We start from the raw sequence: 24,938 nt of genomic DNA, 5'->3' as shown, positions 1-24,938 counted from the left end.
TGCCGACTTAAAGGACAAGTTATGAAAAAAACTATTGCGCTGCTTTCCGTTACGCTGGCGGCATTCTCAGGATTTGCTCAGGCCGATGATGCGGCGATTAAGCAGTCGCTCACTAAACTGGGCGTGGCGAATGCTGAAATCCAGCCGTCGCCGCTGGCGGGCATGAAAACCGTGCTGACTGAAAGCGGCGTTATCTATGTAACGGACGACGGCAAACACATTATTCAAGGCCCGCTGTATGACGTTAGCGGTGGCCAGCCGGTCAACGTCACTAATCAGATGTTGATGACCAAACTGAACGCACTGCAGAAAGAGATGATCGTGTATAAAGCGCCTCAGGAAAAACACGTCATCACCGTCTTTACTGATATCACGTGCGGCTACTGCCACAAGCTCCATGAAGAGATGAAAGACTACAATGCGCTTGGCATTACCGTGCGCTACCTGGCCTTCCCGCGTCAGGGACCGCGCAGCGAACCGGCGAAAGATATGCAGGCTATCTGGTGTGCGAAGGACCGTAATAAAGCCTTCGACAACGCGATGGGCGGCGGCAAAGTGACTGCGGCGAGTTGCGATATCGACACTGCAAAGCATTATGAACTCGGCGTGCAATTCGGCGTGCAGGGTACACCAGCTATTGTTCTGAGCAACGGCGCAATGGTGCCGGGCTATCAGGGACCGAAAGAGATGAAAGCGTTCCTTGACGAACATCAGAAACAGCTTCAGGCGAGTGGGCAGTAACGCGTGACTAAACAGACGCAACTTCGCAGGCGTTCCCCGGATGAAACCCTGGCGCTACCGGACACTTTACCGCCGTTGCTGCGCAGGCTCTACGCCAGCCGTGGCGTGCGCAGCGCCCAGGAGCTGGAGCGCAGCGTAAAAGGTATGCTGCCCTGGCAGCAACTGAGCGGCATTGACGATGCTGTCGCCATGCTGCACAACGCGCTGCGTGAAGGGCTGCGCATTATCGTTGTGGGCGATTTTGACGCCGACGGTGCGACCAGCACTGCGCTTAGCGTGCTGGCTCTGCGCGCGCTTGGCGGCAGTAATGTGGCGTATCTGGTGCCCAACCGGTTTGATGACGGCTATGGCCTCAGCCCGGAAGTCGTCGATCAGGCGCATGCGCGCGGCGCCCAGATGATCCTGACGGTGGATAACGGCATTTCATCTCATGCGGGGGTAGCGCGTGCCCATGAACTGGGTATTCCGGTACTGGTCACCGATCACCATTTGCCGGGGGATACGCTGCCTGCTGCGGGTGCGATCATTAACCCCAACCTGGCGGAGTGTACTTTCCCGTCGAAATCGCTCGCAGGCGTTGGTGTCGCCTTTTACCTGATGCTCGCGCTACGTGCGCATTTGCGAAGCGTCGGCTGGTTTGTGGAGAAAGGCCTTCCTGAGCCTAATCTCGCGGAGTTTCTGGATCTCGTGTCACTTGGCACCGTGGCAGATGTGGTGCCGCTGGATGCCAATAACCGTATTCTTATCTGGCAGGGCTTAAGTCGTATTCGCGCCGGAAAATGCCGTCCAGGCATTCGTGCGCTGCTTGAGATAGCCAACCGCGAGGCGCATCGCCTCACGGCAAGCGATCTCGGCTTTGCGCTTGGTCCGCGGCTTAACGCGGCTGGCCGGCTGGATGATATGTCCGTCGGTGTGGCGTTATTGCTGTGCGATAACATTGGCGAAGCCCGAATGCTTGCTAATGAACTGGACGCGCTAAACCAGACCCGCAAAGAGATTGAGCAGGGGATGCAGGCGGAGGCGTTGACGCTGTGCCAGCAGTTAGAGCGCAGCGGTGAGACTTTGCCGAGCGGTATTGCGATCTTCCATCCAGAATGGCATCAGGGCGTGGTGGGTATTCTTGCCTCGCGTATCAAAGAACGCTTTCACCGCCCGGTTATCGCGTTCGCGCCTGCGGGCGAGGGGACGCTAAAAGGCTCGGGCCGCTCTGTCCAGGGGCTGCACATGCGCGACGCGCTGGAGCGGCTTGATACGCTCTACCCCGGCATGATGCTGAAGTTCGGCGGCCACGCGATGGCCGCAGGGCTGTCGCTTGAAGAAGCGCGTTTTCCTGAGTTTCAGGCGCGCTTCGCGGCGCTTGTCAACGACTGGCTTGATCCGGCGATGCTACAGGGCGAAATCTGGTCTGATGGCGCGCTTGCACCGCAGGAAATGACGCTCGACGTCGCCGAAATGCTCCGCGACGCGGGCCCGTGGGGACAGATGTTCCCGGAACCGCTGTTCGACGGGCGTTTTCGTATTCTCCAGCAGCGTCTGGTGGGCGAGCGGCATCTTAAGCTTATGCTGGAGCCGGTCGGCGGCGGGCCATTGCTTGACGGCATCGCGTTTAACGTCGACACCACCTGCTGGCCCGATCCGGGCGTGCGCGAAGTGGAGCTTGCCTATAAGCTTGATGTGAACGAGTTTCGCGGCAATCGCAGCCTGCAATTAATTATCGACCATCTCTGGCCTGTTTAGCGCCAGGATAAACTATAAAAGGCGGCGTAAATCCGGTAAACTTTCCCTTTTACGACCGCATTTTGCCCATCTTCATCAATAAAAGATTCTACAGCCATGTTTGAAATTAACCCGGTAAAGAACCGCATTCAGGACCTCACGGAGCGCTCAGACGTTCTTAGGGGGTATCTTTGACTACGATGCCAAGAAAGAGCGTCTTGAAGAAGTAAACGCCGAGCTGGAACAGCCGGACGTCTGGAACGAACCCGAACGCGCCCAGGCGCTGGGCAAAGAACGTTCTTCCCTTGAAGCCATTGTCGAAACGCTGGATCAAATGTCCCAGGGGCTTGATGACGTCGCGGGTCTCCTTGAGCTTGCCGTCGAAGCGGACGATGAAGAAACTTTCAATGAAGCGGTAGTTGAGCTGGATCAGCTTGAAGCCAAACTCGCCCAGTTGGAATTCCGCCGCATGTTTTCCGGCGAATATGACAACGCCGACTGCTATCTGGATATTCAGGCAGGCTCCGGCGGTACCGAAGCGCAGGACTGGGCCAGCATGCTGGTGCGTATGTATCTGCGCTGGGCGGAAGCTCGCGGCTTCAAAACCGAAGTCATTGAAGAGTCTGAAGGCGAAGTGGCTGGCCTGAAATCCGCCACCATTAAAATTTCCGGTGATTACGCCTTCGGCTGGTTGCGCACAGAAACCGGCGTGCATCGTCTGGTTCGTAAAAGCCCGTTTGACTCCGGCGGCCGTCGCCACACGTCTTTCAGCTCCGCTTTCGTTTACCCGGAAGTGGACGATGATATTGATATCGAAATTAACCCGGCGGATCTGCGTATCGATGTGTATCGCGCGTCGGGCGCGGGCGGTCAGCACGTTAACCGTACGGAATCCGCGGTACGTATTACCCACATTCCGACCGGTACAGTAACGCAGTGCCAGAATGACCGTTCTCAGCACAAGAACAAAGACCAGGCCATGAAGCAGATGAAGGCGAAGCTGTACGAGCTGGAAATGCAGAAGAAAAATGCTGAGAAGCAGGCCATGGAAGATAACAAGTCCGACATCGGCTGGGGCAGCCAGATCCGCTCCTACGTGCTGGACGATTCCCGTATCAAAGATCTGCGCACCGGCGTTGAAACCCGCAATACACAGGCGGTGCTGGATGGCGATCTGGATAAATTCATCGAAGCAAGTCTGAAAGCAGGGTTATGAGGAACCAACATGTCTGAACAACAAGCACAAGGCGCAGAAGCGGCGGTCGATCTTAATAACGAACTGAAAACGCGCCGCGAGAAGTTGGCTGCGCTTCGCGAACACGGCGTCGCGTTTCCGAACGATTTCCGCCGCGACCATACCTCAGACCAACTGCACGCTGATTTCGATGGTAAGGAAAATGAAGAGCTGGAAGCGCTGAACATCGAGGTCTGCGTTGCAGGCCGCATGATGACCCGCCGTATTATGGGTAAAGCGTCTTTCGTCACGCTGCAGGACGTGGGCGGGCGCATTCAGCTTTATGTCGCGCGTGACGATCTGCCGGAAGGCGTCTACAACGAGCAGTTCAAAAAATGGGATCTCGGCGATATCCTGGGCGCGCGCGGTAAACTTTTCAAAACCAAAACCGGCGAGTTGTCCATTCACTGCACCGAGCTGCGTCTGCTGACGAAAGCGCTGCGCCCACTGCCGGATAAATTCCACGGCCTGCAGGATCAGGAAGCACGCTACCGTCAGCGTTACCTCGATCTCATCGCCAACGATGAATCTCGTAAAACGTTCAAGGCGCGCTCGCAGATCCTGGCCGGTATCCGCCAGTTCATGGTCGGTCGCGGTTTCATGGAAGTCGAAACCCCGATGATGCAAGTGATCCCGGGCGGTGCTTCCGCGCGTCCATTCGTAACGCATCACAACGCGCTGGATCTCGACATGTATCTGCGTATCGCGCCGGAGCTATATCTCAAGCGTCTGGTGGTGGGCGGTTTCGAACGTGTGTTTGAGATCAACCGTAACTTCCGTAACGAAGGCATCTCCGTTCGCCATAACCCTGAGTTCACTATGATGGAACTCTATATGGCCTATGCAGATTACAAAGATCTTATCGAGCTCACTGAATCCCTGTTCCGTACGCTTGCGCAGGATGTCCTCGGCACAACGCTGGTGCCTTACGGCGACGAGACGTTTGATTTCGGTAAACCGTTTGAAAAACTGACCATGCGCGAAGCCATCAAGAAATACCGTCCGGAAACCGATCTTGCGGATCTGGATGATTTCGAGAAAGCGAAAGGCATTGCACAGTCTATCGGCATTAAAGTCGAGAAGAGCTGGGGCCTGGGCCGCGTGGTGACTGAGATCTTCGAAGAAGTGGCCGAAGCGCATCTGATCCAACCGACGTTTATCACCGAATATCCGGCAGAAGTTTCTCCGCTGGCACGCCGTAACGACGTTAACCCGGAAATCACTGACCGCTTTGAGTTCTTTATCGGCGGACGCGAAATTGGTAACGGCTTTAGCGAGCTGAATGACGCAGAAGATCAGGCGCAGCGCTTCCAGGATCAGGTTGCCGCGAAAGACGCGGGCGACGACGAAGCGATGTTCTATGACGAAGATTACGTGACCGCGCTGGAGCATGGCCTGCCGCCGACCGCAGGCCTTGGCATTGGTATCGACCGCATGGTGATGCTGTTTACCAACAGCCACACCATCCGTGACGTGATCCTCTTCCCGGCGATGCGTCCGGTGAAGTAAGCCGTTACGCTTGTCGCAAAGCCGCGCGTTCCGCAGGGAGCGCGCGGCTTTTTCATTTCTGCCAGGCCCGTCGGGTTTGGGTCAGCGAAACGGAGCTGTTAAGATAAGCGCCGTAAAAAGTCATCGTCTGTCATGAGGAGCTGTTTTGAGCACGGATTGGTCGTCCGCCTTATTAAAAAAGAAAGCGCTTTGCCTTCTGGTTTGCCTGTTTCTCGCCGCCTGCTCCAGCAATAAAGCCGGTGTTTCTAATGCAACCAAAGGAAGCTACAGCGGCTCGACCTATACGGTTAAGCGCGGTGACACGCTTTACCGCATTTCCCGCATGACCGGCAGCAGCGTAGGCGAGCTGGCTCGTCTGAATGGCATCTCACCGCCTTACACTATTGAGGTTGGCCAGCGCCTGAAAGTGAAAGGCGTATCGGCATCCGGCAAGGGTTCTGCACGCACCGCTTCCGCCTCACGTTCCACCCCGGCAAAAACGCTGCCGAAAGTTGCGCCGCCACCAGCAGGTCAACGCTGCTGGCGCTGGCCGACTTCCGGGAAAGTCGTGATGGGCTATACCGAAAGGGATGGCGGGAATAAAGGCATCGACATTGCCGGCAGCCGCGGCCAGCCAATTTACGCCTCGGCGGCGGGAAGGGTGGTCTATGTCGGCAATCAACTGCGCGGCTATGGCAATCTCATCATGATTAAACATAGCGAGGATTACATTACCGCTTACGCGCATAACGACACGATGCTGGTCAATAACGGTCAGCAGGTGAAAGCGGGGCAGAAAATCGCGACCATGGGTAATACCGGCGCGGATTCGGTTCGTCTGCACTTCCAGCTACGCTATCGCGCGACGGCTATTGACCCGCTGCGCTATCTTCCGCCACAGGGCAAATCACCCTCCTGCTGATGCCTTACCGCCCGCTGATGCCGCGGGCGGTTGCTTATTAATCCGTCAGTTAACGCGCCGGGGGCTTGTCAGCACGGGCTTAAGGCCTATAATGCTTAACGCACCTCCTCGCGGGCGTAGTTCAATGGTAGAACGAGAGCTTCCCAAGCTCTATACGAGGGTTCGATTCCCTTCGCCCGCTCCAATCTCCTTCCTGCTGCATTCGTCTTTTATACATGTTGGCTGCCGTGAGTTATTTGTCGTTTATAAACACTCTCATTAAAAAACGGCTTGCGCATAAATCAGGCGTGATGAAGTGGATGGATAGCATCACGCGTGACCTGTTGCTTGCCGTAAAACAGATCTTAAGTAAACGCTGATTTTGCATGAGTGGCTGCGCTTTAACTGGTGTATCACATGTATAAGGTCTTTCTTACATCGTTTTATTAACGCGGCATCTCATAATCAAAAAATGAGGCGGCGTACGGCTGCGTTTTTACTATGCTGATAGTAACGTTCACTCTGGCGTGTGCTATTAGCATGGAAACGTATCCGCTCCCCGAACGGCCTGAAGAGGCCATTACCCATCTTATTAATGCGCTGCAACATAGCGGCGAGCTGCGGCATTTTGCGAGCGGCGCGCCGATTCCTGCACGGCCTGAGAATATTGTCGTGATAGAGCGCGGTTCGCTCTCTATGCATCGCGTTATGGACAGCCTGACGATGATTGAATCGACCCGGCCACAGCTGCTTGGCATTACTTACAATAATCAGTTCAGCCAGCACTTCACTATTAAAGCCGAGTCCGCGTGCGAGGCGCGCATTGTTCCCAGAAGCGAATTTGAAGCCATTATCGAGGCGCAACAGCTCTGGCGTGAACTGCTGCAGGTGGTCTCCTGGTACTATGACGTGCTCTACTGGAAGAGTTATCACTTCCTGGGCCGGCAATCCTATACGCTTATCCGCAACTGCTTAATTGAGCTGGCAGCGAAAGATGAACAAGAGCGTGATGAGATCAACGCCTGCGATTTTATTCGAGGTAAAACGAATCTTTCACAGAGTTATATTCTTAAAGTCTTTAGTGACTTAAGAAAGGGCGACTATATCGATATTTCCCGCGGACGTTTAAAAACGATAAATAAACTCCCCGAACGTTATTAATAACGTTAATTACCCCTTCCGGTTCCTCTGGCAGCCGCGTGTGATGGCATGCGGCGCAGATTCCTTGTGATACCCCTCACCAATTTTTAAACATTTGCGAAATGATTTTATAACAAGCAGCTACTATGTGCCGGTTCACTTCCCGGAGATAATAATGAAAGACGTGGTAATTGTGGGTGCCGCACGCACGCCCATCGGCTGTTTTCAGGGGGCACTGGCGCGTCGCTCAGCGGTCGAGCTTGGCGCTGTCGTCATTGAGGCGCTGCTCGCCCGTACCGGGCTAAACCCAGAGGATGTCGACGAGGTTATCCTGGGACAGGTGCTGACTGCGGGCGCCGGTCAGAACCCGGCGCGCCAGACGGCGCTCAACAGTGGACTGCCGTGGTCGGTGTCAGCCATTACCATCAATGACGTCTGCGGCTCCGGGCTTAAGGCGCTGCATCTCGCGACCCAGGCTATCCAGTGTGGCGAAGCGGATATCATTATCGCAGGTGGCCAGGAGAATATGAGCCGTGCCCCGCATGTACTGACCGAGGGACGCACCGCCGCGCCGTCGCACGACGGCCACATTGTTGATAGCCTGGTGCATGACGGCTTATGGGACGCGTTCAACGATTACCATATGGGTGTGACGGCGGAAAATCTGGCGCGCGAATATAACATCAGCCGCGAACATCAGGATGCGTATGCGCTGGCGTCTCAACACAAGGCACGGCTCGCGATAGACAGCGGCCGGTTTCGTGACGAGATTGTACCGGTGGCTATTGAGCAGGCGCAGGGCGCGCCGCTGCTGGTCGATACCGATGAACAGCCGCGTGCGGACACCAGCGCAGAGGGGTTAGCGCGGCTGTCGCCAGCGTTCGATTTGCTCGGGAGCGTCACGGCGGGTAACGCCTCGTCCATCAATGACGGCGCGGCGGCGGTGCTGATGATGAGCGCGAGCAAGGCGCAGGAGATGGGGTTACCGGTGCTGGCGCGCATTCGTGCTTTCGCAAGCGTGGGTGTTGATCCTGCACTGATGGGTATTGCGCCGGTATACGCTACACGGCGCTGTCTGGAACGTGCGGGCTGGCAGCTTAATGATGTGGATCTTATCGAAGCGAACGAAGCATTCGCGGCGCAGACGCTCTCGGTCGGCAAACTGCTGGAGTGGGATGAGCGTAAGGTAAACGTTAACGGTGGCGCCATTGCGCTGGGCCATCCTATCGGCGCGTCGGGCTGCCGTATTTTGGTTTCGCTGGTGCATGAAATGGTGAAGCGCCAGGCGCGTAAAGGGCTGGCGACCCTCTGTATCGGCGGTGGCCAGGGCGTAGCGCTGGCAATCGAGCGCGATTAACGTCTTTTATTTCTTTCCTTTCCTGTAAGGCGTGACGGGCAGGTTCCACAACGCCTTTCCTTATACTGCTAATAATGCGCAGGCCGTTATTATATTAAGCATATTGATTGCGTGGTTAACTATTTATTTAATTTGAGTTAATTCGCAATGCAATACATGGATCGTGACGGTTGTTAAAAGTTTATTAAAAATAAACTGTGATTCAAAACATCTTTTTCAGGTGTTTTGCTGGTTTTTTATTGAACTAAATCACGCGCTTTGTTTTCGTTATTTTTGAAACAAGGTAATACGATCAAGATCACTAAAATAATATTACCCAAAAAATAAAATGCAATTCCATAAAAACGAAACGCCATTTTATTAAGGGTACTCTATGTTTAAGAAAGCACTGGCATTGGCAATCCTCTGTGGGTCATCATTCGCAGCACAGGCCGTCACCGTTGATTTACGTCATGAATATATTGATAGCGGCACGAACGCCGATCGCGTTGCCGTGTCACACCGTTTTGATAATGGATTTGGTTTTTCAGTAGAAGCAAAATGGAAAACTGGCGGTGACGATCAGTCGCGTCCTTTTAATGAAGTGGTTGGCAACGGCCATGAAGATCAGATTAGCTGGCGCTGGAAAGCGACCGACGCCATTGCAATCACCCCGGCGTTTACGATTGAAAGTGTTGATAGCAAAACCATTTATAAGCCCAACATTCACGTTCAGTATAGCTTTGAGAACGGTTTCTACGTCGCTGCGCGCTATCGTTATGAATACACCCGCGTGCCGGATGGCAAAGACGTTGATGATAAAGTTAACCGCGGCGATGCGTGGGTCGGGTTTGCGCTCGGCGACTGGCGTACTGAGCTGAACTATGTTTACGCACAGAGCGAAGAAGGCTTTACCCGTAATAACGGTAAGAAATACTCTAACGAATATAACGCGAAAGTGGCGTATAAAATTGATAAAAACTGGTCCCCGTATTTTGAAGTCGGCAATATCGGCGTGAAAGAAACCGATGAGCGTCAGACACGTTTACGTGTTGGCGTGGCATATAGCTTCTGATAAAACCTCACCCTCGCTCGGCCTCCGTTATTTCGGAGGCCAATAGCCTGTTTTAGTGTTTCCTGATAGCTTGCTCCTGAGAACAAGCAAACCGCCCATGCAGGGGCGGTTTTTTTTATTTTTAGTGAGGATTCCCCCTGCCAGCGGATGCGGTCATTCTGCTTAAGGCTTATTTTCTGAAAAATATAAAACAAAAAAGCCCTCCAGGAAGAGGGCAAAGTTTACGGAAACAGGACTTTTTTATTATGACACTTTTAGCATTTCACGCTGTTCGGGCAGTTTCGCGATATAGACCGCAGGTTTGCCGTCTTTATCAGTACTGAAAAGAATGGCATTGCCGTCCGGGGTAAAGGACGGATGCGGATGCGTGACCTGACGACTACCGGCAAACGTATCCCAGGAGGTATCGTGACGCGCCACGCGGTAATACGCTTTCTGAGCGACATCAAACACATACAGGTAAGGGTCGTTTTCAATGGTATAGCCGCTGGTGTCTTTTACATCCACCGGCGTGCCGGAACCGTCGCCTACCAGCAGCGTACCGTCGAAATTACTCATCAGGTGCGAGCATGCAGGCATTGGCATCACTTCTTCATTGACGCCGCTGTCTGGCAGATAACGATAAATGGTGCGGCCCTGCTGGCCTTTAAGATAGGAAACATAAATCAACGCCGAGCCGTCCGGTACCCAGAATTCATGCGTACAGCTTTCTCCGTCGGCGTGCTCTTTTACCTTGCGCACGTTGCTGCCGTCTTCATTGACCATCCACATGCGTGCATCGACCAGATCGTGTGGGCCTTCATGGCAAAAGGCGACGGTATTGTCGTCGAACGGACGATAAATCGGGTGTCCCAGCCAGATTTTTTCTTCATGGATGGTTTCACTGGCGCCCGTTTGCAAGTCTACGCGTAACAGACGGCAGTGGGGGCCTTTATGGAAAAAGTCGTGGAAGATTTTCCAGTCGCTCAGCGGCACATAGTCGCTTTTAGCAATCTCAATACCGACCAGTTTGGTGCAGTCGCTGTTAGCAACCCAGGTGCCGTAACCGACCCAGTCTTCCGGCACGCGATAAACATCGCGTTCGGCAAGCGTCGTAAGGTTAACTTCGCGGAGTACGCGATCGTTTTTCACGTAATAGAGGTAATTGTCGTCCGGTGAAAGAAACCCGCCAAACGTATTATCGCCCGCACCTTCGGTGAGCTGTACGGCTTCGGCCTGCGCGAGATTCAGCAGATAGTAGTTCCAGTGCCCGTCGAATTCGCCAGCGAACAGCAGATGGCTGCCATCGTTAAAAAAGCATTTCTGGTAGAAATAGTTACGGTGACAGGTCACTTCCGGTGGGGTTAAGCGGGTGATCTCCGCCCCGGTATCCGGGTCAATGCTCACCTCATACTGAAGTTTCACCCGCATGCCTTTGGCCATACTGTGCTCCTTTTCGTGCCGACTGGCGCTCGCTGATTAATGGTTTCGAAAACTGAGTAACAAATTATCAAAACAGTGTTTCAATGTGTGTGACTGCGGGCGCATTTTTACCCAACCTTTTCTAAAAACGCCCATTTTTGAACATTTAACCAGGTAATAAGCGGTTATCTCATCCTTTCTGAGTAGCTGACACCCATCGTAAGGATATGTGTCTTTTGTCTTTTTATCTTTATGATTTTAAAAGATAAAAATAATTTTAAGGCAAAGCGTTTTGCAGGCGTGAGGTGCTAAGCGTGATCGCATCATCAATTCTGGCAAGAACCTCTTATAAAAATGAAACATTGTTTTATTTAGAATTGAAAACCTGTTTCGCTAAGTTTAATATGAACACAATGTAGAAACCGAAACGCTGTTTTGCTGTTTAATTTGCCACCCTCGAACCATCTTTCTTAACGCGTGGTCATCGTGAGATGGCGTAAAGCGACCCGTGCTGCGGCTTGCGCACGGGGCGTTTTATGACATCGAACATAGGTGTTAAGAGAGGGTGTAAGCGGCGGGCAGCCTTATCCCGATCACGCCTGTGAACGCAGGCTCGCTTAACAAGGAAACACACATGATTCTGGATGCATTTTCTCTTCAAGGTAAAGTGGCGATCGTTACTGGTTGCGATACTGGCCTCGGTCAGGGTATGGCGCTGGGCCTCGCGGAAGCGGGCTGCGATATCGTTGGGATCAACATCGTTGAGCCAACCGAAACCATCGAGCGCGTCACTGCACTGGGCCGTCGCTTCCTGAGCCTGACGGCTGATCTGCGTAAAATCGACGCAATCCCGGGACTCATTGAACGCGCCGTGGCTGAGTTTGGTCATGTTGATGTGCTGGTGAACAACGCGGGCCTGATCCGTCGCGAAGATGCGATTAATTTCAGCGAGCAGGACTGGGATGACGTCATGAATCTGAACATCAAAAGCGTGTTCTTTATGTCGCAAACCGTGGCGAAGCAGTTCATTGCGCAGGGCAACGGCGGCAAAATTGTGAATATCGCCTCAATGCTGTCATTCCAGGGCGGTATCCGCGTTCCGTCTTACACGGCGTCAAAAAGCGGCGTGATGGGTATTACCCGCCTGATGGCGAACGAGTGGGCGAAGCACAATATCAACGTGAATGCTATCGCGCCGGGCTACATGGCGACCAACAATACCCAGCAGTTGCGTGCCGACGAGCAGCGCAGCGCTGAGATCCTGGATCGTATCCCGGCGGGCCGTTGGGGTCTGCCAAGCGATCTGATGGGGCCGGTCGTGTTCCTCGCCTCCAGCGCCTCGGATTACATTAATGGCTATACCGTTGCCGTCGATGGCGGCTGGCTGGCGCGTTAATCGTCCTGAGCTTTGAAAAAGCCTCCCGTGTGGAGGCTTTTTTGTTGGCGTATGGCGGGTGTGCTGCGTTTACCTTTTATCTTGCCCGCCGTTTATCCCCTGGTGCATCACCTCTCGTCACTCACACCTTCGCCAGATACAACGCGGGCATGCCTTCCACATCAGAGGTATAAAGCACCCATTGCTCGTCGGGTGAAAATGACGGGTGCGGGTGTGTCACCTGGCGGTCGCCATCCAGCACTTTCCATGACGTGTCATGGCGGCATAACGCCCGCTGCGTGTTGTCGTTAAGATCGAACAACCAGATATAGGGATCGTTAAGATCGACTGCGCCAGTTTTATGCGGGGCGCCGTCGCCGACTACGCGGGAGCCATCGTGATTACTCATAAGGTGCGAACACGGTGGAATGGCCATCAACTGGCGATTTGCTAATGTCGCCGGATCGGCGGCGTAGAGATAACGCTGCGCGTCGCCCGCCTGGTGCGCCACATAATAAAGTGCAGACCCGTCCGGCACCCAAAATTCATGGGTGAAACTCTCGCCCGCCGCGTGCTGACGCACTTTGCGCATCTCTCGGCCATCTTCGTTAATCAGCCACATGCGCGCGTCGATAACATCACGCGGGCCTTCATGACAAAACGCCACCGTGGCGTCGTCAAAGGGGCGGTAGATGGGGTGTCCGAGCCAGCGTTTCTCCTGCAATATCACCTGTCGCTCGCCGGTGGTTAAATCAATGCGAATCAACCGGCACTCCGGCTGCGTAAAATAAAAGTCGCGGAATTTCTGCCAGTCGGTCAGCGGTTGCCAGTCGCTTTTTTTAATCTCAATGCCGACCAGTTTGGTGCAGTCGCTGTTTGCGACCCAGGTACCGTACGCGACCCACGCCTCTTCCACGTCATACACCACGGTCTCTTCGAGGCTTGCCAAATCCACCCGACGCAATTCGCGCTGGTGCTTCACATACCACAGCGTGCGGTCATCGGCAGATAAAAAACCGCCGAAGGTATTATCGCCTGCGCCTTCGGTCAGCTGTGTCGCCTGTTGGGTATCACGATCCAGCAAATAGTAATTCCAGTGCCCTTCAAACGCGCCGCCAAAAATCAGCTTGCGCGCATCGCGCGTAAAACACTTTTGATAAAAGTAGTTACGGTGACAAATAATGTGCGGGGGCGTCAGGCGAATCACCTCATTTCCGGTGTCGCGGTCCCTGCGGGTTAAAAACGAGAGGGGAATGATTTTGCTTTTAGCCATTACGCGTTCCTTTTTACCGACAAAAAAATACCCCGCCCACAGGGCAGGGTATTTACAGAAAACTCGTCCTTAACGCATCGCGCGTTTCAGGATGCGCTCCGCCTGACGCTGGAATTCCGCGGCGGCTTCGTCAACCGATTTTTGACCGTAATCGATATACTGCAGCGCGGTGCCGAACTGCGCCACAATCTGCGGATCGTCAAAGTACGGCGAAATTGGCAGCCTGGTCGGCAGCGACTGTGCCAGTTTCAGGCCAGAGACTGACGGATCTTCATCTTTAATCACGCCAGCTTCGGTCAGTTGCGCGACCGCCGCTTTGCTCAGCGGCACGCCGCGCTCAAGGCCTAATGCCGCCACGCCTTCTTTGCTGTTCAGCAGGAAGTTAATCAGCAGCGCGGCCTCTTTCGGGTGCCTGGTGGATTTGCCAATGGAGAGCATCTGCGCCGGTTTGAAGAACAGACCGGCATCTTTCGCCTCCGGCAGCATCGGGTATGCGCCCAGCTCAAGCTTCGCCGGCGGCTTCAGGTTGTCGGAATATTTAGTGATGGTGGAGTTCCACATATAGGTTCCGGCCCATTCGCCCTGGATCCACGGCTTCATCTCATACATGTTGCTCTTGCCAAACGACGCATAATATTTGGTGTCCGGCATTACGTGGCTGTCGATGAGCTTTTTATACATTCCGAAAAATTCGGCCCACTGCTCTTTGCTATAGGTGAATTTTTTAGTTTTCTCGTCCACCGCAGGAATATTGTATTTCTGCACCATGTAAGAGTTCAGCAGCGCCAGCACGTCCTGATGCTCCAGTACGACCGGGTAATACTGTTTGCCAAGTTTCGACTCAAAGGTTTTACCCGCGGCCATCAATTCATCCCAGGTTTTGGGATATTCAACGCCCGCTTTTTTCCAGGTTTCATTATTGAAATAGAACACGCGCGCGGTAACGGAGATAGGAATGCCGTTCAGCTTGCCGTTCACGGTCGTGGATTTCAGCTCTTTCGGGTCGAACTGGCTTAAATCGATAACATCTTTGACCTGATTTAAGTCGTAAAATCCGTCGCCGTTTTTCGAGAAGATCGGCAGCCAGTTCCAGTTCGTCTGCATTACATCCGGCTCAGTGCCGCCCGCAATTTGCGTGGTGAGACGAGAAAGGTGGCCGTCCCAGCCGGTGTATTCCGGTTTTACGGTGATTTCAGGATGCTGCTTGTGAAACTCTTCCAGCGCTTTTAACGTCACCTGATGACGGCCATTGCCGCCCCACCAGGACATACGCAGTTCAACGTTTTCCGCCGAGTGCGACGGAAACGCACAGAGGGCAAGGGTAGAGGCTAATGCTGTGCTAACGAGGGCTTTTTTCATTATAAGACTCCTGTCAGAGAGAGATGTTCTGTTCTGTTTTGGCGTCAAAGATATGACACTTATTCATGTCGAACTTGAAATACACCTTACGGTGAAGGCCCTTTTCAATCATTGGCTTAGCTTCATCGGAAGGGATGCGGCAGGTCATTTCGAAATCCGCTACCTTCAGGTAAACGAAGAATTCGTGACCCATGTTCTCCACGCGCACCATCTCGCCGGTGCCGCAGGGTTCAGCGTAAGGCTCATCAGAAATCGAGATATATTCCGGACGAATGCCGAAATACACCTGCTGGCCGACGTAAGCAGCCACTTTCTCCTGCTGGCGCGGCGTGAGCGCCAGACGGTCATTGCCGATGCCTATCAATAAACGGCCCGCGTCCTCTTCCAGCTTGCCAGGCTTGATGTTCATCTCTGGCGCGCCAATAAAGCCCGCCACGAACATGTTTTTCGGGTAGTGGTAGAGGTTATCCGGCGTATCGACCTGCATGATGTGACCAAGCTTCATCACGCAGATGCGATCGCCCATCGTCATCGCCTCGGTCTGATCGTGCGTCACGTAGACCGTGGTGGCGGGTTTGCCGCTTTTTTTCAGCTGCTTATGCAAGTCGGAAATACGAATGCGCATGGAGGCGCGCAGTTTGGCGTCGAGGTTAGAAAGCGGTTCGTCGAACAGGAACACGTCTGGTTTTTTCACAATCGCACGGCCTACGGCCACGCGCTGCGCCTGGCCGCCTGACAGCTGACGCGGCAGACGGTCGAGCAGCTCTTCCAGCTCAAGGATCTTCGCAGCTTCATCCACCTGACGGTTTATCTGATCTTTTGGCAGTTTGCTAAGCTTCAGGCCGAACGCCAGGTTTTCGCGCACCGTCATATGCGGGTAGAGCGCATAGTTCTGGAACACCATCGCGATGCCGCGCTCTTTCGGTGCCAGGTTATTCACCAGTTTTTCGCCGATACGTACTTCGCCGCCGCTGATGGTTTCAAGGCCTGCCAGCATGCGCAGCGTAGTGGATTTGGCGCAGCCTGACGGGCCGACTATCACCATAAATTCACCGTCTGCGATCTTCAGGTCGATACCATGAACCGCTTTAAAGCCGTTGGAATAGACTTTTTCTAACTTGTTGAAAATAACTTCAGCCATGATATTCCCCTGTTAACCTTTAATTCCGCTGCTGGCCACGCCCTGTACGAAGTAACGCTGGGCCAGGAAGAAGACGATGATGGACGGCAGAATGGAGATGCTCGCCATTGCCAGAATTTCGTTCCACGGCGCGCCTTCAGTCACGTCGATGGACATTTTGAGCGCCAGGGCAATCGGGTATTTATCCACGCTGTAGACGTAAATCAGCGGCCCGATAAAGTCGTTCATCGACCACATGAACTGGAACAGCGCGACCGAAATCATGGCGGGCTTGAGAATAGGCACCACCACATACCACAGCACCTGGAAGGAGTTGCAGCCGTCGATTTGCGCCGCTTCTTCCATGTCACGCGGAACGCCGCGCAGGAACTGAATCAGCATAAAGACGAAGAACCCCTGGGTCGCGAAGGCCATCGGCAGCCACAGCGGCAGGTAGCTGTTCAGCATGCCCATTTCACGGAACATCAAATACTGCGGGATCAGCAGCACGGTGCTTGGCAGCAGCATGGTGGCGATAAGTGTGGCGAACCAGAACTTCTTCCACGGGATCTCAAAACGCGCGAAGCCATACGCCACGATGGTGGAAGAGACGACAGTCAGCACCACTTTCGGGATCACATATTTGAACGTGTTCATCATGTAATGCCCGAAGTTGTATTCGGTGCCGGTTTTCCAGCCGTTAATGAAACCGTCCCACGTCGCGTGCGTCGGCCACAGGCCGAGCGTCGTGAAAATCTCATGGTTCGGCTTAAATGAGGCCGAGAACATCCATGCCAGCGGGTAGAGCATCAACAGGCCTACGAGCAGCAAAATCACATAGCGGATGGCGCGGCTGACCTTTTCACGGCGCAGTGTGCGTGCGACTTCGCGATCGGCCACACTCCTGTCTGCGCGCGGCGTCAGTTGTCCTTGCTGGATATCAGCCATTTTTGCCTCCTTTATCGGCGGAGTAGAAGACCCAATATTTCGACGATTTAAAGGCGATAGAGGCGAAGAGCGCCACCACCAGGAACAGCACCCACGCCAGCGCGGCGCCATAGCCCATATCGAAATACTTAAAGGCGGTGTCGTAGATGTAGAGTGAGAACAGATAGGTGTAGTAGGTCGGGCCGCCGCCGGTAATTACGTACGGTCCGGTAAACTCCTGGAACGCCTGCGTGGTTTGCATAATGAAGTTAAAGAAAATCACCGGCGTAATCAGCGGCACCGTCACCTTCATAAACATCTGCCACTTCGACGCGCCGTCGATCATCGCCGCTTCATACTGCGACTGTGGGACGTTTTGCAGCGCGGCCAGGAAGATAACCATCGCAGAGCCGAACTGCCAGACGCGCAGCAGCGTGACCGACATCAGCGCCAGCGAGGGTTCGCCAAGCCAGTTCACCGGGTCAAGCCCGAACACGCCGATAAAGCTATTCAGCAGACCGTCGATGGCAAACAGCGCGCGCCACAGTACGGCGATGGCGACTGAGCTGCCGAGGATAGACGGGATGTAGTACGCCGTGCGGAAAAAGCCGATGCCGCGCAGTTTGAAATTAAGTACAAACGCGATGCCGAGTGCAAAAGCAAGCTTCAGCGGGATGGTCAGAAACACATAGGCAAACGTCACGCCCATCGATTTCCAGAACAGATCGTCATCCATCAGCATATAACGGTAGTTTTCGATACCGTTAAACACCGGGGGATTCATCAAATCGTACTCGGTAAAGCTGAGCACGAAAGAGGAAACAAAAGGGAAGGCCGTAAAGACTATCAACCCAATAATGTAGGGTGATATCCAGGCCAGACCCAGGAGCTTGTTTTCATTCATACATACCTACCTGGCATTCAAGGGTTCATAAATCGGATCGGATTCAGGGTGCTGCAAGCCGCGACAGCAGGCGTATCCAGCCCGGAAAATACGTGGTCGGGCGGCCTTACTGTCGATGGGCAAATAACGTGTCGTCATGAAAAAACGCGACCGTAATGTGATGAAGATCGCGACTTTAATATTTTATTGAACCGCTGTTTCTTGTTTCTAAAACACCGTTTTAATTTATTTTATTGCTATTTATTTCGCCGTCATTCGATAAATGGCGGAAATGTGATCATGGTCGAAACGCTGTTCCATTTTTTTGAAGCAGCGCCCTTTTTGAGAGAGGGAAGGCGGTAAAACACAAAGCGGTGTGCAAGACAGTTGTTCGCGCGGCGTTTGTATTATTCAGCTACGTAATAAATCATCACACAAGCGACGCGCGGAAAACGCCATGCACAGTCTCTTTTTTGCCTGCTTTATCAATGTTTGTCAAAGGGATACAAGAAATGAAAATGTTGTACTGACTCTTTTCACTGTTTTATTTGTGAAATAATTCTGAAGGATATGGTTCCCTGGCTAATAGTTTCCTGATGGAGTCAGAAGATAATGGACTATTCAGCACAGTAATAATTTGTCGTGAAAGCGCGACGCCGTTAATAATGTGAGGACGCCGCAGTAAAAAGCCGCCTCTGTGGGCGGCTTTTTATTTAGCGTTGGTTACAGAAAATCTTCGCGGACCGGCGTGAAAGTATCAAGCAGCGTACCGGGCGTAATGCAGACGCAGCCGTGCATAATATTCGGCTGTTTATACAGCGTATCGCCCGCGCTAACGCGGTGGGTTTCTTCACCAATAGTAAATTCAAACTCGCCGGAGAGCACATAGGTCAGTTGCTCATGCGGGTGGTTATGCATCGGGCCGACCGCGCCGGCTTCAAAATGTACTTCCACCGCCATCATTTTGCTGTCGTGCGCCAGGATACGGCGGGTCACGCCGTTGCCTAAATCTTCAAGCGTCGTGTCTTTGTGATAGATAAACATGGCTCGCCTCTAATTTGTGAAACGTTGTTTCATTTAATCTATCCTGGCGGAAAGGAGAAGAGAACGCGCCGCGCCGGGAAATGGCGGGCGGATCACATTTGTTCCGTCTGGCGGACATGTTATAACCGGATGACGGCAAAAGGAGGCAACGATGAAAACGGTAGGCTTGCTGGGCGGAATGAGCTGGGAATCGACTATTCCCTATTATCGGTTAATTAACGAAGGCGTGCGAGATAGCCTGGGCGGGCTGCACTCCGCACCACTGCTGCTGCACAGCGTCGATTTTCACGACATTGAAGCCTGTCAGGCGAGCGGCGAGTGGGAGAAAGCGGGCGAGATACTGGCACAGGCGGCACTCGGGCTTGAGCGCGCGGGCGCGCAGGCCATCGTTTTGTGTACCAACACGATGCATAAAGTGGCGCACCAGATAGAAGCGCGCTGTTCACTGCCGTTTTTACATATCGCGGATGCGACAGGCCGTGCGATTGAACATGCGGGGCTGCGTCAGGTGGCGCTGCTCGGCACCCGGTACACAATGGAGCAGGATTTCTACCGCGCGCGGCTGGAACAGGGCTTTGGCGTCACGTCGCTTATTCCGGATGAAACCGCACGGGCGCGCATCAACCAGATAATCTTCGAGGAGCTGTGTCTCGGGAAAATTACCCCGGCGTCAAAACGCTATTTTCAGCAGCAGATCCAGATCCTCGCAGACCAGGGCGCGCAGGGCGTGATTTTGGGCTGTACCGAAATCGGCCTGCTGCTTGGCCCGCAAGATTGCCCGGTGCCGGTCTTTGACACCGCCGCGCTGCATGCTGCCGATGTGGTGAACTTTATGTTGGGCGATGAGCGGGGGTAAGCATCGCCTCCAGCGTTTCGCCAAGCCCCGCCATGTGCTGTTGTAAATGATGGCTGAATGCCTCCACCAGCGCGGACGCGGGGCGATGTAAAGGCCGGATCAGGCTTACCGTAAACGGCACCGTCACGCTAAAACGGCGCACCACGATGCCTGTCGCCGCGTAATCAAGCGCGGTGAGCGGGTTCACGACAGAGACTCCCACGCCTGCACGCACCATCGCACAGACCGACGCGGCGCTGTGCGTTTCAAGAACCATACGCCGATGCACGTTATGCTCCTGAAACAGCGAATCCAGCAACTGCCGGTAGCTGTCGGTGCGCGACAGACTAATATAATTTTCACCCGCGAAATCGTGCGGCGTCAGTAATGGCTTTTCGGCCAGAGGGTGGCCTTCGGGCAGGACGCACACTTCATTTAATGTCAGCAATGTCAGGCGCTCAGTACCGGCAGGCGTGACGGTATTTTCCGTTATACCTAAATCGTGGCGCTGGGCGGAAAGCCACTCTTCAAGCAGCGGCGACTCCTGCGGCACAATATTGAGGCTGACGTCCGGGTAGTTATCCAGAAACGGCTTTAACAACAACGGCAATAAAGACTGCGAGAAAACTGGCAGACAGGCGATAGAAAGCTCACCCTGACGGAACTGGCGCAGGCTTTCTGCCGCGCTGACGATACGGTCAAGGCCATACCAGGAGCGCTGCACTTCTTCAAACAGACGCAACCCCTGCACCGTGGGATGAAGCCGCCCACGGCTGCGGGTAAAAAGCGATAACCCTATTAACTTTTCAAGGCGTGCCAGCTCCCGGCTGACGGTAGGTTGCGACGTACGCAGCAGCGCTGCCGCCTCGGTGAGGTTGCCGGCAGTCATGACCGCATGAAAAATTTCGATATGGCGAAGCGTAACGCCTGACATGAGGGTTCCTTATTAGCGAAGGGTGAGCGGTTTTCCCCTCGCGCTGATTCTCGCGCTGTAGACGCAGGGAGAAGGAGCGCGGATGGTGGCCGTGTCGTGCCCGCCTGCGCAAAAAGCCGGGAGAAGCAAGCGTAGCGCTACGCATGGCATCCGTCTCACAAAACCATATCATATTTGCATAGACTCACGAGAAATCGATATTTTTTCTTCGAAAGCGACTATGGCGTAATAAAGGCATCAGCTTAAAGGAGTCCCGCTATGCCACGCTCGCTCTACACCACCGACAGCGCCCTGAATGCCACACATTTACTGCCGTTGCCCGCGCAATTCGGCGGCCCGGTATGGGTTTATGATGCACAGATTATTCGCGCGCAAATCGACCGTCTGCGCCAGTTTGATGTCATTCGCTTCGCCCAGAAAGCCTGCTCGAATATTCATATCCTGCGTCTGATGCGTGAAGCGGGCGTAAAAGTGGATTCCGTATCGCTCGGTGAAATAGAGCGCGCGGTCGCCGCCGGTTACGATCCGCGCCAGAACCCGGATGACATCGTCTTTACGGCGGACGTGCTGGATGAGGCAACCATCGCCCGCGTCCATGAACTGGGCGTGCCCGTTAACGCAGGCTCGGTGGACATGCTGGCGCAGCTTGGCGCAGTGTCGCCAGGGCATCGGGTGTGGCTTCGCATCAACCCGGGTTTCGGCCACGGGCACAGCCAGAAAACCAACACTGGCGGCGAGAACAGCAAACACGGCATCTGGTACAGCGATCTTCCGGCAGCGCTTGAAATAATGCAGCGTTATCAGCTAAAGCTTGTCGGTATGCATATGCACATTGGTTCCGGCGTTGACTATGGTCATCTGGAGCAGGTGTGCGGAGCGATGGTAAGTCAGGTCATTGAATTCGATCAGGATCTGGAGGCGATTTCCGCAGGCGGCGGTTTGTCTGTGCCATATCGTGAAGGCGATGAAACTATCGATACCGACCACTATTTTGGCCTCTGGAACAGTGCCCGCGAGAAAATCGCCGCGCATTTTGGTCACCCGATCAAGCTTGAGATCGAGCCGGGTCGCTTCCTGGTGGCAGAGGCGGGCGTGCTGGTGGCGCAGGTGCGCAGCGTTAAAGCGATGGGATCACGCCATTTCGTTCTGATCGACGCAGGCTTCAACGATCTGATGCGCCCGTCGATGTACGGCAGCTATCACCACATTTCGGCGCTGGCGGCGGATGGCCGCGACCTGCGCGACGCGCCGCTGCTTGAGACGGTCGTTGCCGGGCCGCTGTGTGAATCAGGCGATGTATTTACGCAACAAGAGGGCGGCAAAGTGGAAACCCGGCCGCTGCCGGCGGTGCGTCCGGGGGATTATCTGGTGCTGCACGATACCGGCGCGTATGGCGCGTCGATGTCCTCCAACTACAACAGCCGTCCGCTGTTGCCGGAAGTGCTGCTGGAAAACGGCGAAGCGCGCACGATTCGCCGTCGTCAGACTATCGACGAGTTACTGGCGCTTGAGCGCATTTAACGAGGCGACGGCGTAAGGTCCCTGCGCGACGGAATCGCGCAGGACCAGTGTGCCGGTGAAGGGGGGGATCGCGGTGAGAGGCTCGTCCCGGGCCAGCCGTATCGCACGTTCAATGGCGGTCGTTATCATATCTTCAATCGGCAGACAGACGGTCGACAGCCCAGGCTCAAGCCAGGCGGCGCTCGGCGCGTCGTCGAAGCCGAACAGCGACACATCCTGCGGAATTCGCAGGCCCGCCCGGTACAACGCTTTCGAGGCGCCAAGCGCCATATCGTCATTACACGCAAAGAGCGCACTAAACCGCACACCGCTTTCCAGCAATTCCCGACAACGCGCATGGCCGCTGCTCATGCTGGAATCGCCGTTCTTTATCAGCGCCTCGTTACTCACGATGCCGTGTTTTTCCAGCGCCCGGCGATAGCCCAGCAGGCGTGCCTGACCGGTGGGCGTCGCGAGCGACACCGTAATACAGGCGATCTCCCTGTGTCCTTGATCAATCAAATACTCTACCGCCTGAAATGCGGCGTCCTGCTGCTCAAAGAACACGCAGCGCTCGCGCGCCTGGCTGACGTCGCGGTTGATAATCACCAGCGGCACGGTGGTGTTGTCGATAAGCGACATAATCGCCTTTTCGCTCATGTGGCGGGTGTAGAGCACGATGGCGTCGCACTGGCGGTCCGCGAGCATCTGTACGGCCTCCAGCTCACGCGAAGGGGTGTCGTGGCCGTCTGTAACGATAAGCTGTTTGCCGTGCGCCTCGGTCTGGCGCGACGCCTGCTGTAAAAGCCGCCCGAAATAGAAGCCGTTAAAGCTGGATACCACCAGTCCAATACTGTTGCTGGTGCGGTGCGCAAGCGAACGCGCCAGCAGGTTAGGGCGGTAACCCAGCTCTTCCATCGCGCGGAAGACCTGCGCGCGGGTGCTCTCTTTCACTTGGCCTGTGTTATTCAGCACGCGTGAAACGGTCGCTTTGGAAACGCCTGCCCGCAGTGAAACATCCCGCATTGTCACCATTCTTCCGCTCCCGTTTTCATCGTGATGCGATGGAGTTTAACACACAAGCCGGACGGCTTCGGGCAGCGCACGTGCGCTGTCGCCGTCGTGACAGGTCGTGTCGTCCGTTTTTCTTTCTGGTATGCCAAAAGCAGACGTTTTGCTTATGTGGAATGCCAATCATCATTTGTGCGAGAAGGGTCACAGATAATTATGCGGGGCGATCCTATTTTTTGGCATACCAAAAAGGTATTCAGCGGTAACCTTTCCGATAAAAAAGCCACCTATCAAGAGGGCACACCCTATGGCATTCCAGGAAAAGTTGATCGATTCTCTGGGCAGTTTCGCGACCAAATTCAACAGTTACCGCTACATCATGGCGATCAAGGCATCCTTTATTACGCTGATGCCGGTCATTATCGTCGGCGCTTTTTCGGTACTGATCTCCAACATGGTGCTGGACCCGAAAAACGGGCTGGCGAGCTTCCAGGCGTTGTCATTTCTGGCGGCCCTGAAACCCATCACCAGCGCCATTAACTACGCGACGCTAAATTTCTTAAATATCGGCGCGGTATTTTTAATCGGCATTGAGCTTGGGCGCATCAACGGCATCAAGACGTTGTTCCCGGGTTTGCTGGCGGTTATCTGTTTTATCTGCGTTACGCCGACCACTGTCGAAATGCTGGTGGATGGCGAAATGCATGTGGTGAAAGATGTGCTGCTGCGCCAGTTCTCCGATACCCGCAGCCTTTTCCTCGGCATGTTTATCGCCATTCTGTCGGTCGAGATCTACACCTGGCTTGAGAATCGCGACGGGCTGAAAATCAAAATGCCTGACACCGTGCCGCCAAACGTTTCAGCCTCCTTCTCGGCGCTTATTCCGGCCATTATCACCACCACCGTTATCGCCACGTTTGGGTTCGTGTTCCATCAGGTGACCGGCATGTATCTCTACGACGCGGTGTATCAGGTGGTGCAGCAGCCGCTGGAACGTGTGGTACAGAGCCTGCCGGGCATTCTGTTGCTGATGTTTGTCGCCCAGCTTTTCTGGGTGATTGGCATTCACGGCAACCAGATGATTAAACCCATTCGCGAGCCGCTGTTGCTTGGCGCCATCACCGTAAATATGAGTGCGTTTGAGCAGGGCAAAGAGGTGCCCAATATCATCACCATGCCTTTCTGGGATGTTTACATGAGCATCGGTGGCTCGGGGTTGACCATCGGCCTGCTGATTGCGGTCATGATCGCCACCAAACGCAAAGAGATGAAAGAAATTGCGAAACTGTCGTTCGGGCCGGGCATTTTCAATATCAACGAGCCCGTTATCTTCGGCATGCCGATCATGCTAAACCCGATCCTGGCGGTGCCGTTTATCATCACACCGCTGGTGACGGGCTCCATCGGCTACTTCGCAACCGTCATGGGTTTTGCCGGAAAAGCCGTGGTGATGGTGCCATGGACCACGCCGCCTTTGATTAACGCCTGGCTTTCCACCGCAGGTTCGATGGGCGCGGTCGTCACGCAACTGGTCTGTATCCTGGTTTCCATTCTTATCTATCTGCCGTTCGTGAAGATAGCTTCGCGCCGCGCTGAGCAGGCGCAGTTACAGGCCGCGAGCGTTGAAACCGTTAAAAAAGCATGA

At 54.3% G+C, this 24,938-nt stretch carries 21 protein-coding genes and 1 tRNA gene; 13 read left to right on the top strand and 9 right to left on the bottom strand.

Features of this window, described 5'->3' with window-relative positions; genetic code table 11:
- The first annotated feature begins 21 nt into the window (after positions 1–21).
- The 9 genes from dsbC (at position 22) to AFK62_RS16045 (ending at position 9,631) form a co-directional block, all read left to right on the top strand.
- Positions 22–741 (top strand): bifunctional protein-disulfide isomerase/oxidoreductase DsbC, encoded by a 720-nt coding sequence (gene dsbC, locus AFK62_RS16085; protein WP_007663793.1) that lies wholly within the window; start codon positions 22–24, stop codon positions 739–741.
- Between the two features lie 3 nt (positions 742–744).
- Positions 745–2,478, top strand: coding sequence for a single-stranded-DNA-specific exonuclease RecJ (gene recJ / locus AFK62_RS16080; RefSeq protein WP_007663791.1), 1,734 nt, complete (start codon positions 745–747; stop codon positions 2,476–2,478).
- Between the two features lie 96 nt (positions 2,479–2,574).
- Positions 2,575–3,673, top strand: a protein-coding gene (prfB, locus tag AFK62_RS16075; RefSeq protein WP_129232806.1) for a peptide chain release factor 2 whose coding sequence is annotated in 2 segments (ribosomal slippage) — positions 2,575–2,649 and positions 2,651–3,673 — 1,098 coding nt in all. Because the reading frame shifts where the segments join, the coding sequence is not laid out codon by codon here.
- 9 nt (positions 3,674–3,682) lie between these two features.
- A complete protein-coding gene (gene lysS, locus AFK62_RS16070) occupies positions 3,683–5,200 on the top strand; it encodes a lysine--tRNA ligase (RefSeq protein WP_007663783.1) in 1,518 nt (505 codons plus the stop codon).
- A 145-nt stretch (positions 5,201–5,345) separates the two neighbouring features.
- Positions 5,346–6,101 carry an amidase activator ActS gene (gene actS, locus AFK62_RS16065; RefSeq protein ID WP_007663782.1) on the top strand — a complete coding sequence of 252 codons (756 nt, stop codon included), beginning with the start codon at positions 5,346–5,348 and terminating at the stop codon, positions 6,099–6,101.
- 110 nt (positions 6,102–6,211) lie between these two features.
- Positions 6,212–6,285: transfer RNA gene (locus tag AFK62_RS16060), tRNA-Gly, on the top strand.
- A 296-nt stretch (positions 6,286–6,581) separates the two neighbouring features.
- Positions 6,582–7,241, top strand: coding sequence for a helix-turn-helix domain-containing protein (locus AFK62_RS16055; RefSeq protein WP_050554990.1), 660 nt, complete (start codon positions 6,582–6,584; stop codon positions 7,239–7,241).
- Between the two features lie 154 nt (positions 7,242–7,395).
- Positions 7,396–8,577, top strand: coding sequence for an acetyl-CoA C-acetyltransferase (locus AFK62_RS16050; RefSeq protein ID WP_007663778.1), 1,182 nt, complete (start codon positions 7,396–7,398; stop codon positions 8,575–8,577).
- 373 nt (positions 8,578–8,950) lie between these two features.
- Positions 8,951–9,631 carry an oligogalacturonate-specific porin KdgM family protein gene (locus AFK62_RS16045; RefSeq protein ID WP_007663776.1) on the top strand — a complete coding sequence of 227 codons (681 nt, stop codon included), beginning with the start codon at positions 8,951–8,953 and terminating at the stop codon, positions 9,629–9,631.
- A 243-nt stretch (positions 9,632–9,874) separates the two neighbouring features.
- Here AFK62_RS16045 and AFK62_RS16040 read toward each other — a convergent pair whose 3' ends face one another.
- Complete coding sequence (locus AFK62_RS16040) at positions 9,875–11,053, bottom strand: oligogalacturonate lyase family protein (protein WP_007663775.1); 1,179 nt, start codon at positions 11,051–11,053, stop codon at positions 9,875–9,877.
- A gap of 613 nt (positions 11,054–11,666) precedes the next feature.
- Here AFK62_RS16040 and kduD point away from each other — a divergent pair.
- On the top strand, positions 11,667–12,428 hold the full coding sequence (gene kduD, locus AFK62_RS16035) for a 2-dehydro-3-deoxy-D-gluconate 5-dehydrogenase KduD (RefSeq protein ID WP_007663774.1): 762 nt from the start codon (positions 11,667–11,669) through the stop codon (positions 12,426–12,428).
- 121 nt (positions 12,429–12,549) lie between these two features.
- On the opposite strand, the gene AFK62_RS16030 is transcribed toward kduD, so the two are convergent.
- The 6 genes from AFK62_RS16030 to AFK62_RS16005 all read right to left on the bottom strand — a co-directional run bounded on the left by AFK62_RS16030 (position 12,550) and on the right by AFK62_RS16005 (position 19,013).
- Positions 12,550–13,680, bottom strand: a complete 1,131-nt coding sequence (locus AFK62_RS16030) for an oligogalacturonate lyase family protein (protein ID WP_007663773.1) — start codon at positions 13,678–13,680, stop codon at positions 12,550–12,552.
- A 69-nt stretch (positions 13,681–13,749) separates the two neighbouring features.
- The gene (locus AFK62_RS16025) at positions 13,750–15,039 is read right to left on the bottom strand and encodes an ABC transporter substrate-binding protein (protein WP_007663772.1); all 1,290 of its coding nucleotides are present in this window, start codon (positions 15,037–15,039) and stop codon (positions 13,750–13,752) included.
- A 13-nt stretch (positions 15,040–15,052) separates the two neighbouring features.
- Positions 15,053–16,180 carry an ABC transporter ATP-binding protein gene (locus AFK62_RS16020; protein WP_007663770.1) on the bottom strand — a complete coding sequence of 376 codons (1,128 nt, stop codon included), beginning with the start codon at positions 16,178–16,180 and terminating at the stop codon, positions 15,053–15,055.
- Positions 16,181–16,192: 12 nt separating this feature from the next.
- A complete protein-coding gene (locus tag AFK62_RS16015; RefSeq protein ID WP_007663767.1) occupies positions 16,193–17,107 on the bottom strand; it encodes a carbohydrate ABC transporter permease in 915 nt (304 codons plus the stop codon).
- A complete protein-coding gene (locus AFK62_RS16010) occupies positions 17,100–17,990 on the bottom strand; it encodes a carbohydrate ABC transporter permease (RefSeq protein WP_007663765.1) in 891 nt (296 codons plus the stop codon). Before AFK62_RS16010 ends, AFK62_RS16015 begins: the two co-directional genes overlap by 8 nt.
- 702 nt (positions 17,991–18,692) lie before the next feature.
- Positions 18,693–19,013: a cupin domain-containing protein gene (locus AFK62_RS16005; protein WP_007663763.1), complete on the bottom strand. Its 321-nt coding sequence runs from the start codon at positions 19,011–19,013 to the stop codon at positions 18,693–18,695.
- 151 nt (positions 19,014–19,164) lie between these two features.
- On the opposite strand from AFK62_RS16005, the gene AFK62_RS16000 reads away from it, so the two are divergent.
- A complete protein-coding gene (locus AFK62_RS16000) occupies positions 19,165–19,869 on the top strand; it encodes an aspartate/glutamate racemase (protein ID WP_007663760.1) in 705 nt (234 codons plus the stop codon).
- Here the strand turns inward: AFK62_RS16000 and AFK62_RS15995 are convergent.
- Positions 19,844–20,782: a LysR family transcriptional regulator gene (locus AFK62_RS15995; RefSeq protein ID WP_007663758.1), complete on the bottom strand. Its 939-nt coding sequence runs from the start codon at positions 20,780–20,782 to the stop codon at positions 19,844–19,846. The two genes, AFK62_RS16000 and AFK62_RS15995, sit on opposite strands and share 26 nt — an antisense overlap.
- A 258-nt stretch (positions 20,783–21,040) precedes the next feature.
- On the opposite strand from AFK62_RS15995, the gene lysA reads away from it, so the two are divergent.
- Positions 21,041–22,303, top strand: a complete 1,263-nt coding sequence (lysA, locus tag AFK62_RS15990) for a diaminopimelate decarboxylase (RefSeq protein WP_007663756.1) — start codon at positions 21,041–21,043, stop codon at positions 22,301–22,303.
- Here the strand turns inward: lysA and AFK62_RS15985 are convergent.
- On the bottom strand, positions 22,280–23,317 hold the full coding sequence (locus AFK62_RS15985) for a LacI family DNA-binding transcriptional regulator (RefSeq protein ID WP_007663754.1): 1,038 nt from the start codon (positions 23,315–23,317) through the stop codon (positions 22,280–22,282). The two genes, lysA and AFK62_RS15985, sit on opposite strands and share 24 nt — an antisense overlap.
- A 283-nt stretch (positions 23,318–23,600) precedes the next feature.
- Between AFK62_RS15985 and AFK62_RS15980 the strand changes: the two genes are divergently transcribed.
- Positions 23,601–24,938 (top strand): PTS sugar transporter subunit IIC, encoded by a 1,338-nt coding sequence (locus AFK62_RS15980; protein WP_007663753.1) that lies wholly within the window; start codon positions 23,601–23,603, stop codon positions 24,936–24,938.

This window comes from Cronobacter condimenti 1330 (genome assembly GCF_001277255.1).
Lineage (GTDB): Bacteria > Pseudomonadota > Gammaproteobacteria > Enterobacterales > Enterobacteriaceae > Cronobacter > Cronobacter condimenti.
Note: the sequence above shows the minus strand (reverse complement) of the source record. Positions and strands in the feature narration are given on the sequence as shown.

Bases quoted from the DNA above. Each gene is read 5' to 3' on its own strand.
- AFK62_RS16015 (WP_007663767.1), bottom strand. From the start codon at position 17,107: ATGGCTGATATCCAGCAAGGACAACTGACGCCGCGCGCAGACAGGAGT.
- AFK62_RS16040 (WP_007663775.1), bottom strand. From the start codon at position 11,053: ATGGCCAAAGGCATGCGGGTGAAACTTCAGTATGAGGTGAGCATTGAC.
- AFK62_RS16010 (WP_007663765.1), bottom strand. From the start codon at position 17,990: ATGAATGAAAACAAGCTCCTGGGTCTGGCCTGGATATCACCCTACATT.
- AFK62_RS15980 (WP_007663753.1), top strand. From the start codon at position 23,601: ATGGCATTCCAGGAAAAGTTGATCGATTCTCTGGGCAGTTTCGCGACC.
- AFK62_RS16025 (WP_007663772.1), bottom strand. From the start codon at position 15,039: ATGAAAAAAGCCCTCGTTAGCACAGCATTAGCCTCTACCCTTGCCCTC.
- lysS (WP_007663783.1), top strand. From the start codon at position 3,683: ATGTCTGAACAACAAGCACAAGGCGCAGAAGCGGCGGTCGATCTTAAT.
- AFK62_RS15995 (WP_007663758.1), bottom strand. From the start codon at position 20,782: ATGTCAGGCGTTACGCTTCGCCATATCGAAATTTTTCATGCGGTCATG.
- AFK62_RS16050 (WP_007663778.1), top strand. From the start codon at position 7,396: ATGAAAGACGTGGTAATTGTGGGTGCCGCACGCACGCCCATCGGCTGT.
- AFK62_RS16000 (WP_007663760.1), top strand. From the start codon at position 19,165: ATGAAAACGGTAGGCTTGCTGGGCGGAATGAGCTGGGAATCGACTATT.
- AFK62_RS16045 (WP_007663776.1), top strand. From the start codon at position 8,951: ATGTTTAAGAAAGCACTGGCATTGGCAATCCTCTGTGGGTCATCATTC.
- AFK62_RS15985 (WP_007663754.1), bottom strand. From the start codon at position 23,317: ATGGTGACAATGCGGGATGTTTCACTGCGGGCAGGCGTTTCCAAAGCG.
- AFK62_RS16005 (WP_007663763.1), bottom strand. From the start codon at position 19,013: ATGTTTATCTATCACAAAGACACGACGCTTGAAGATTTAGGCAACGGC.
- kduD (WP_007663774.1), top strand. From the start codon at position 11,667: ATGATTCTGGATGCATTTTCTCTTCAAGGTAAAGTGGCGATCGTTACT.
- lysA (WP_007663756.1), top strand. From the start codon at position 21,041: ATGCCACGCTCGCTCTACACCACCGACAGCGCCCTGAATGCCACACAT.
- AFK62_RS16055 (WP_050554990.1), top strand. From the start codon at position 6,582: ATGCTGATAGTAACGTTCACTCTGGCGTGTGCTATTAGCATGGAAACG.
- AFK62_RS16030 (WP_007663773.1), bottom strand. From the start codon at position 13,680: ATGGCTAAAAGCAAAATCATTCCCCTCTCGTTTTTAACCCGCAGGGAC.
- AFK62_RS16020 (WP_007663770.1), bottom strand. From the start codon at position 16,180: ATGGCTGAAGTTATTTTCAACAAGTTAGAAAAAGTCTATTCCAACGGC.
- dsbC (WP_007663793.1), top strand. From the start codon at position 22: ATGAAAAAAACTATTGCGCTGCTTTCCGTTACGCTGGCGGCATTCTCA.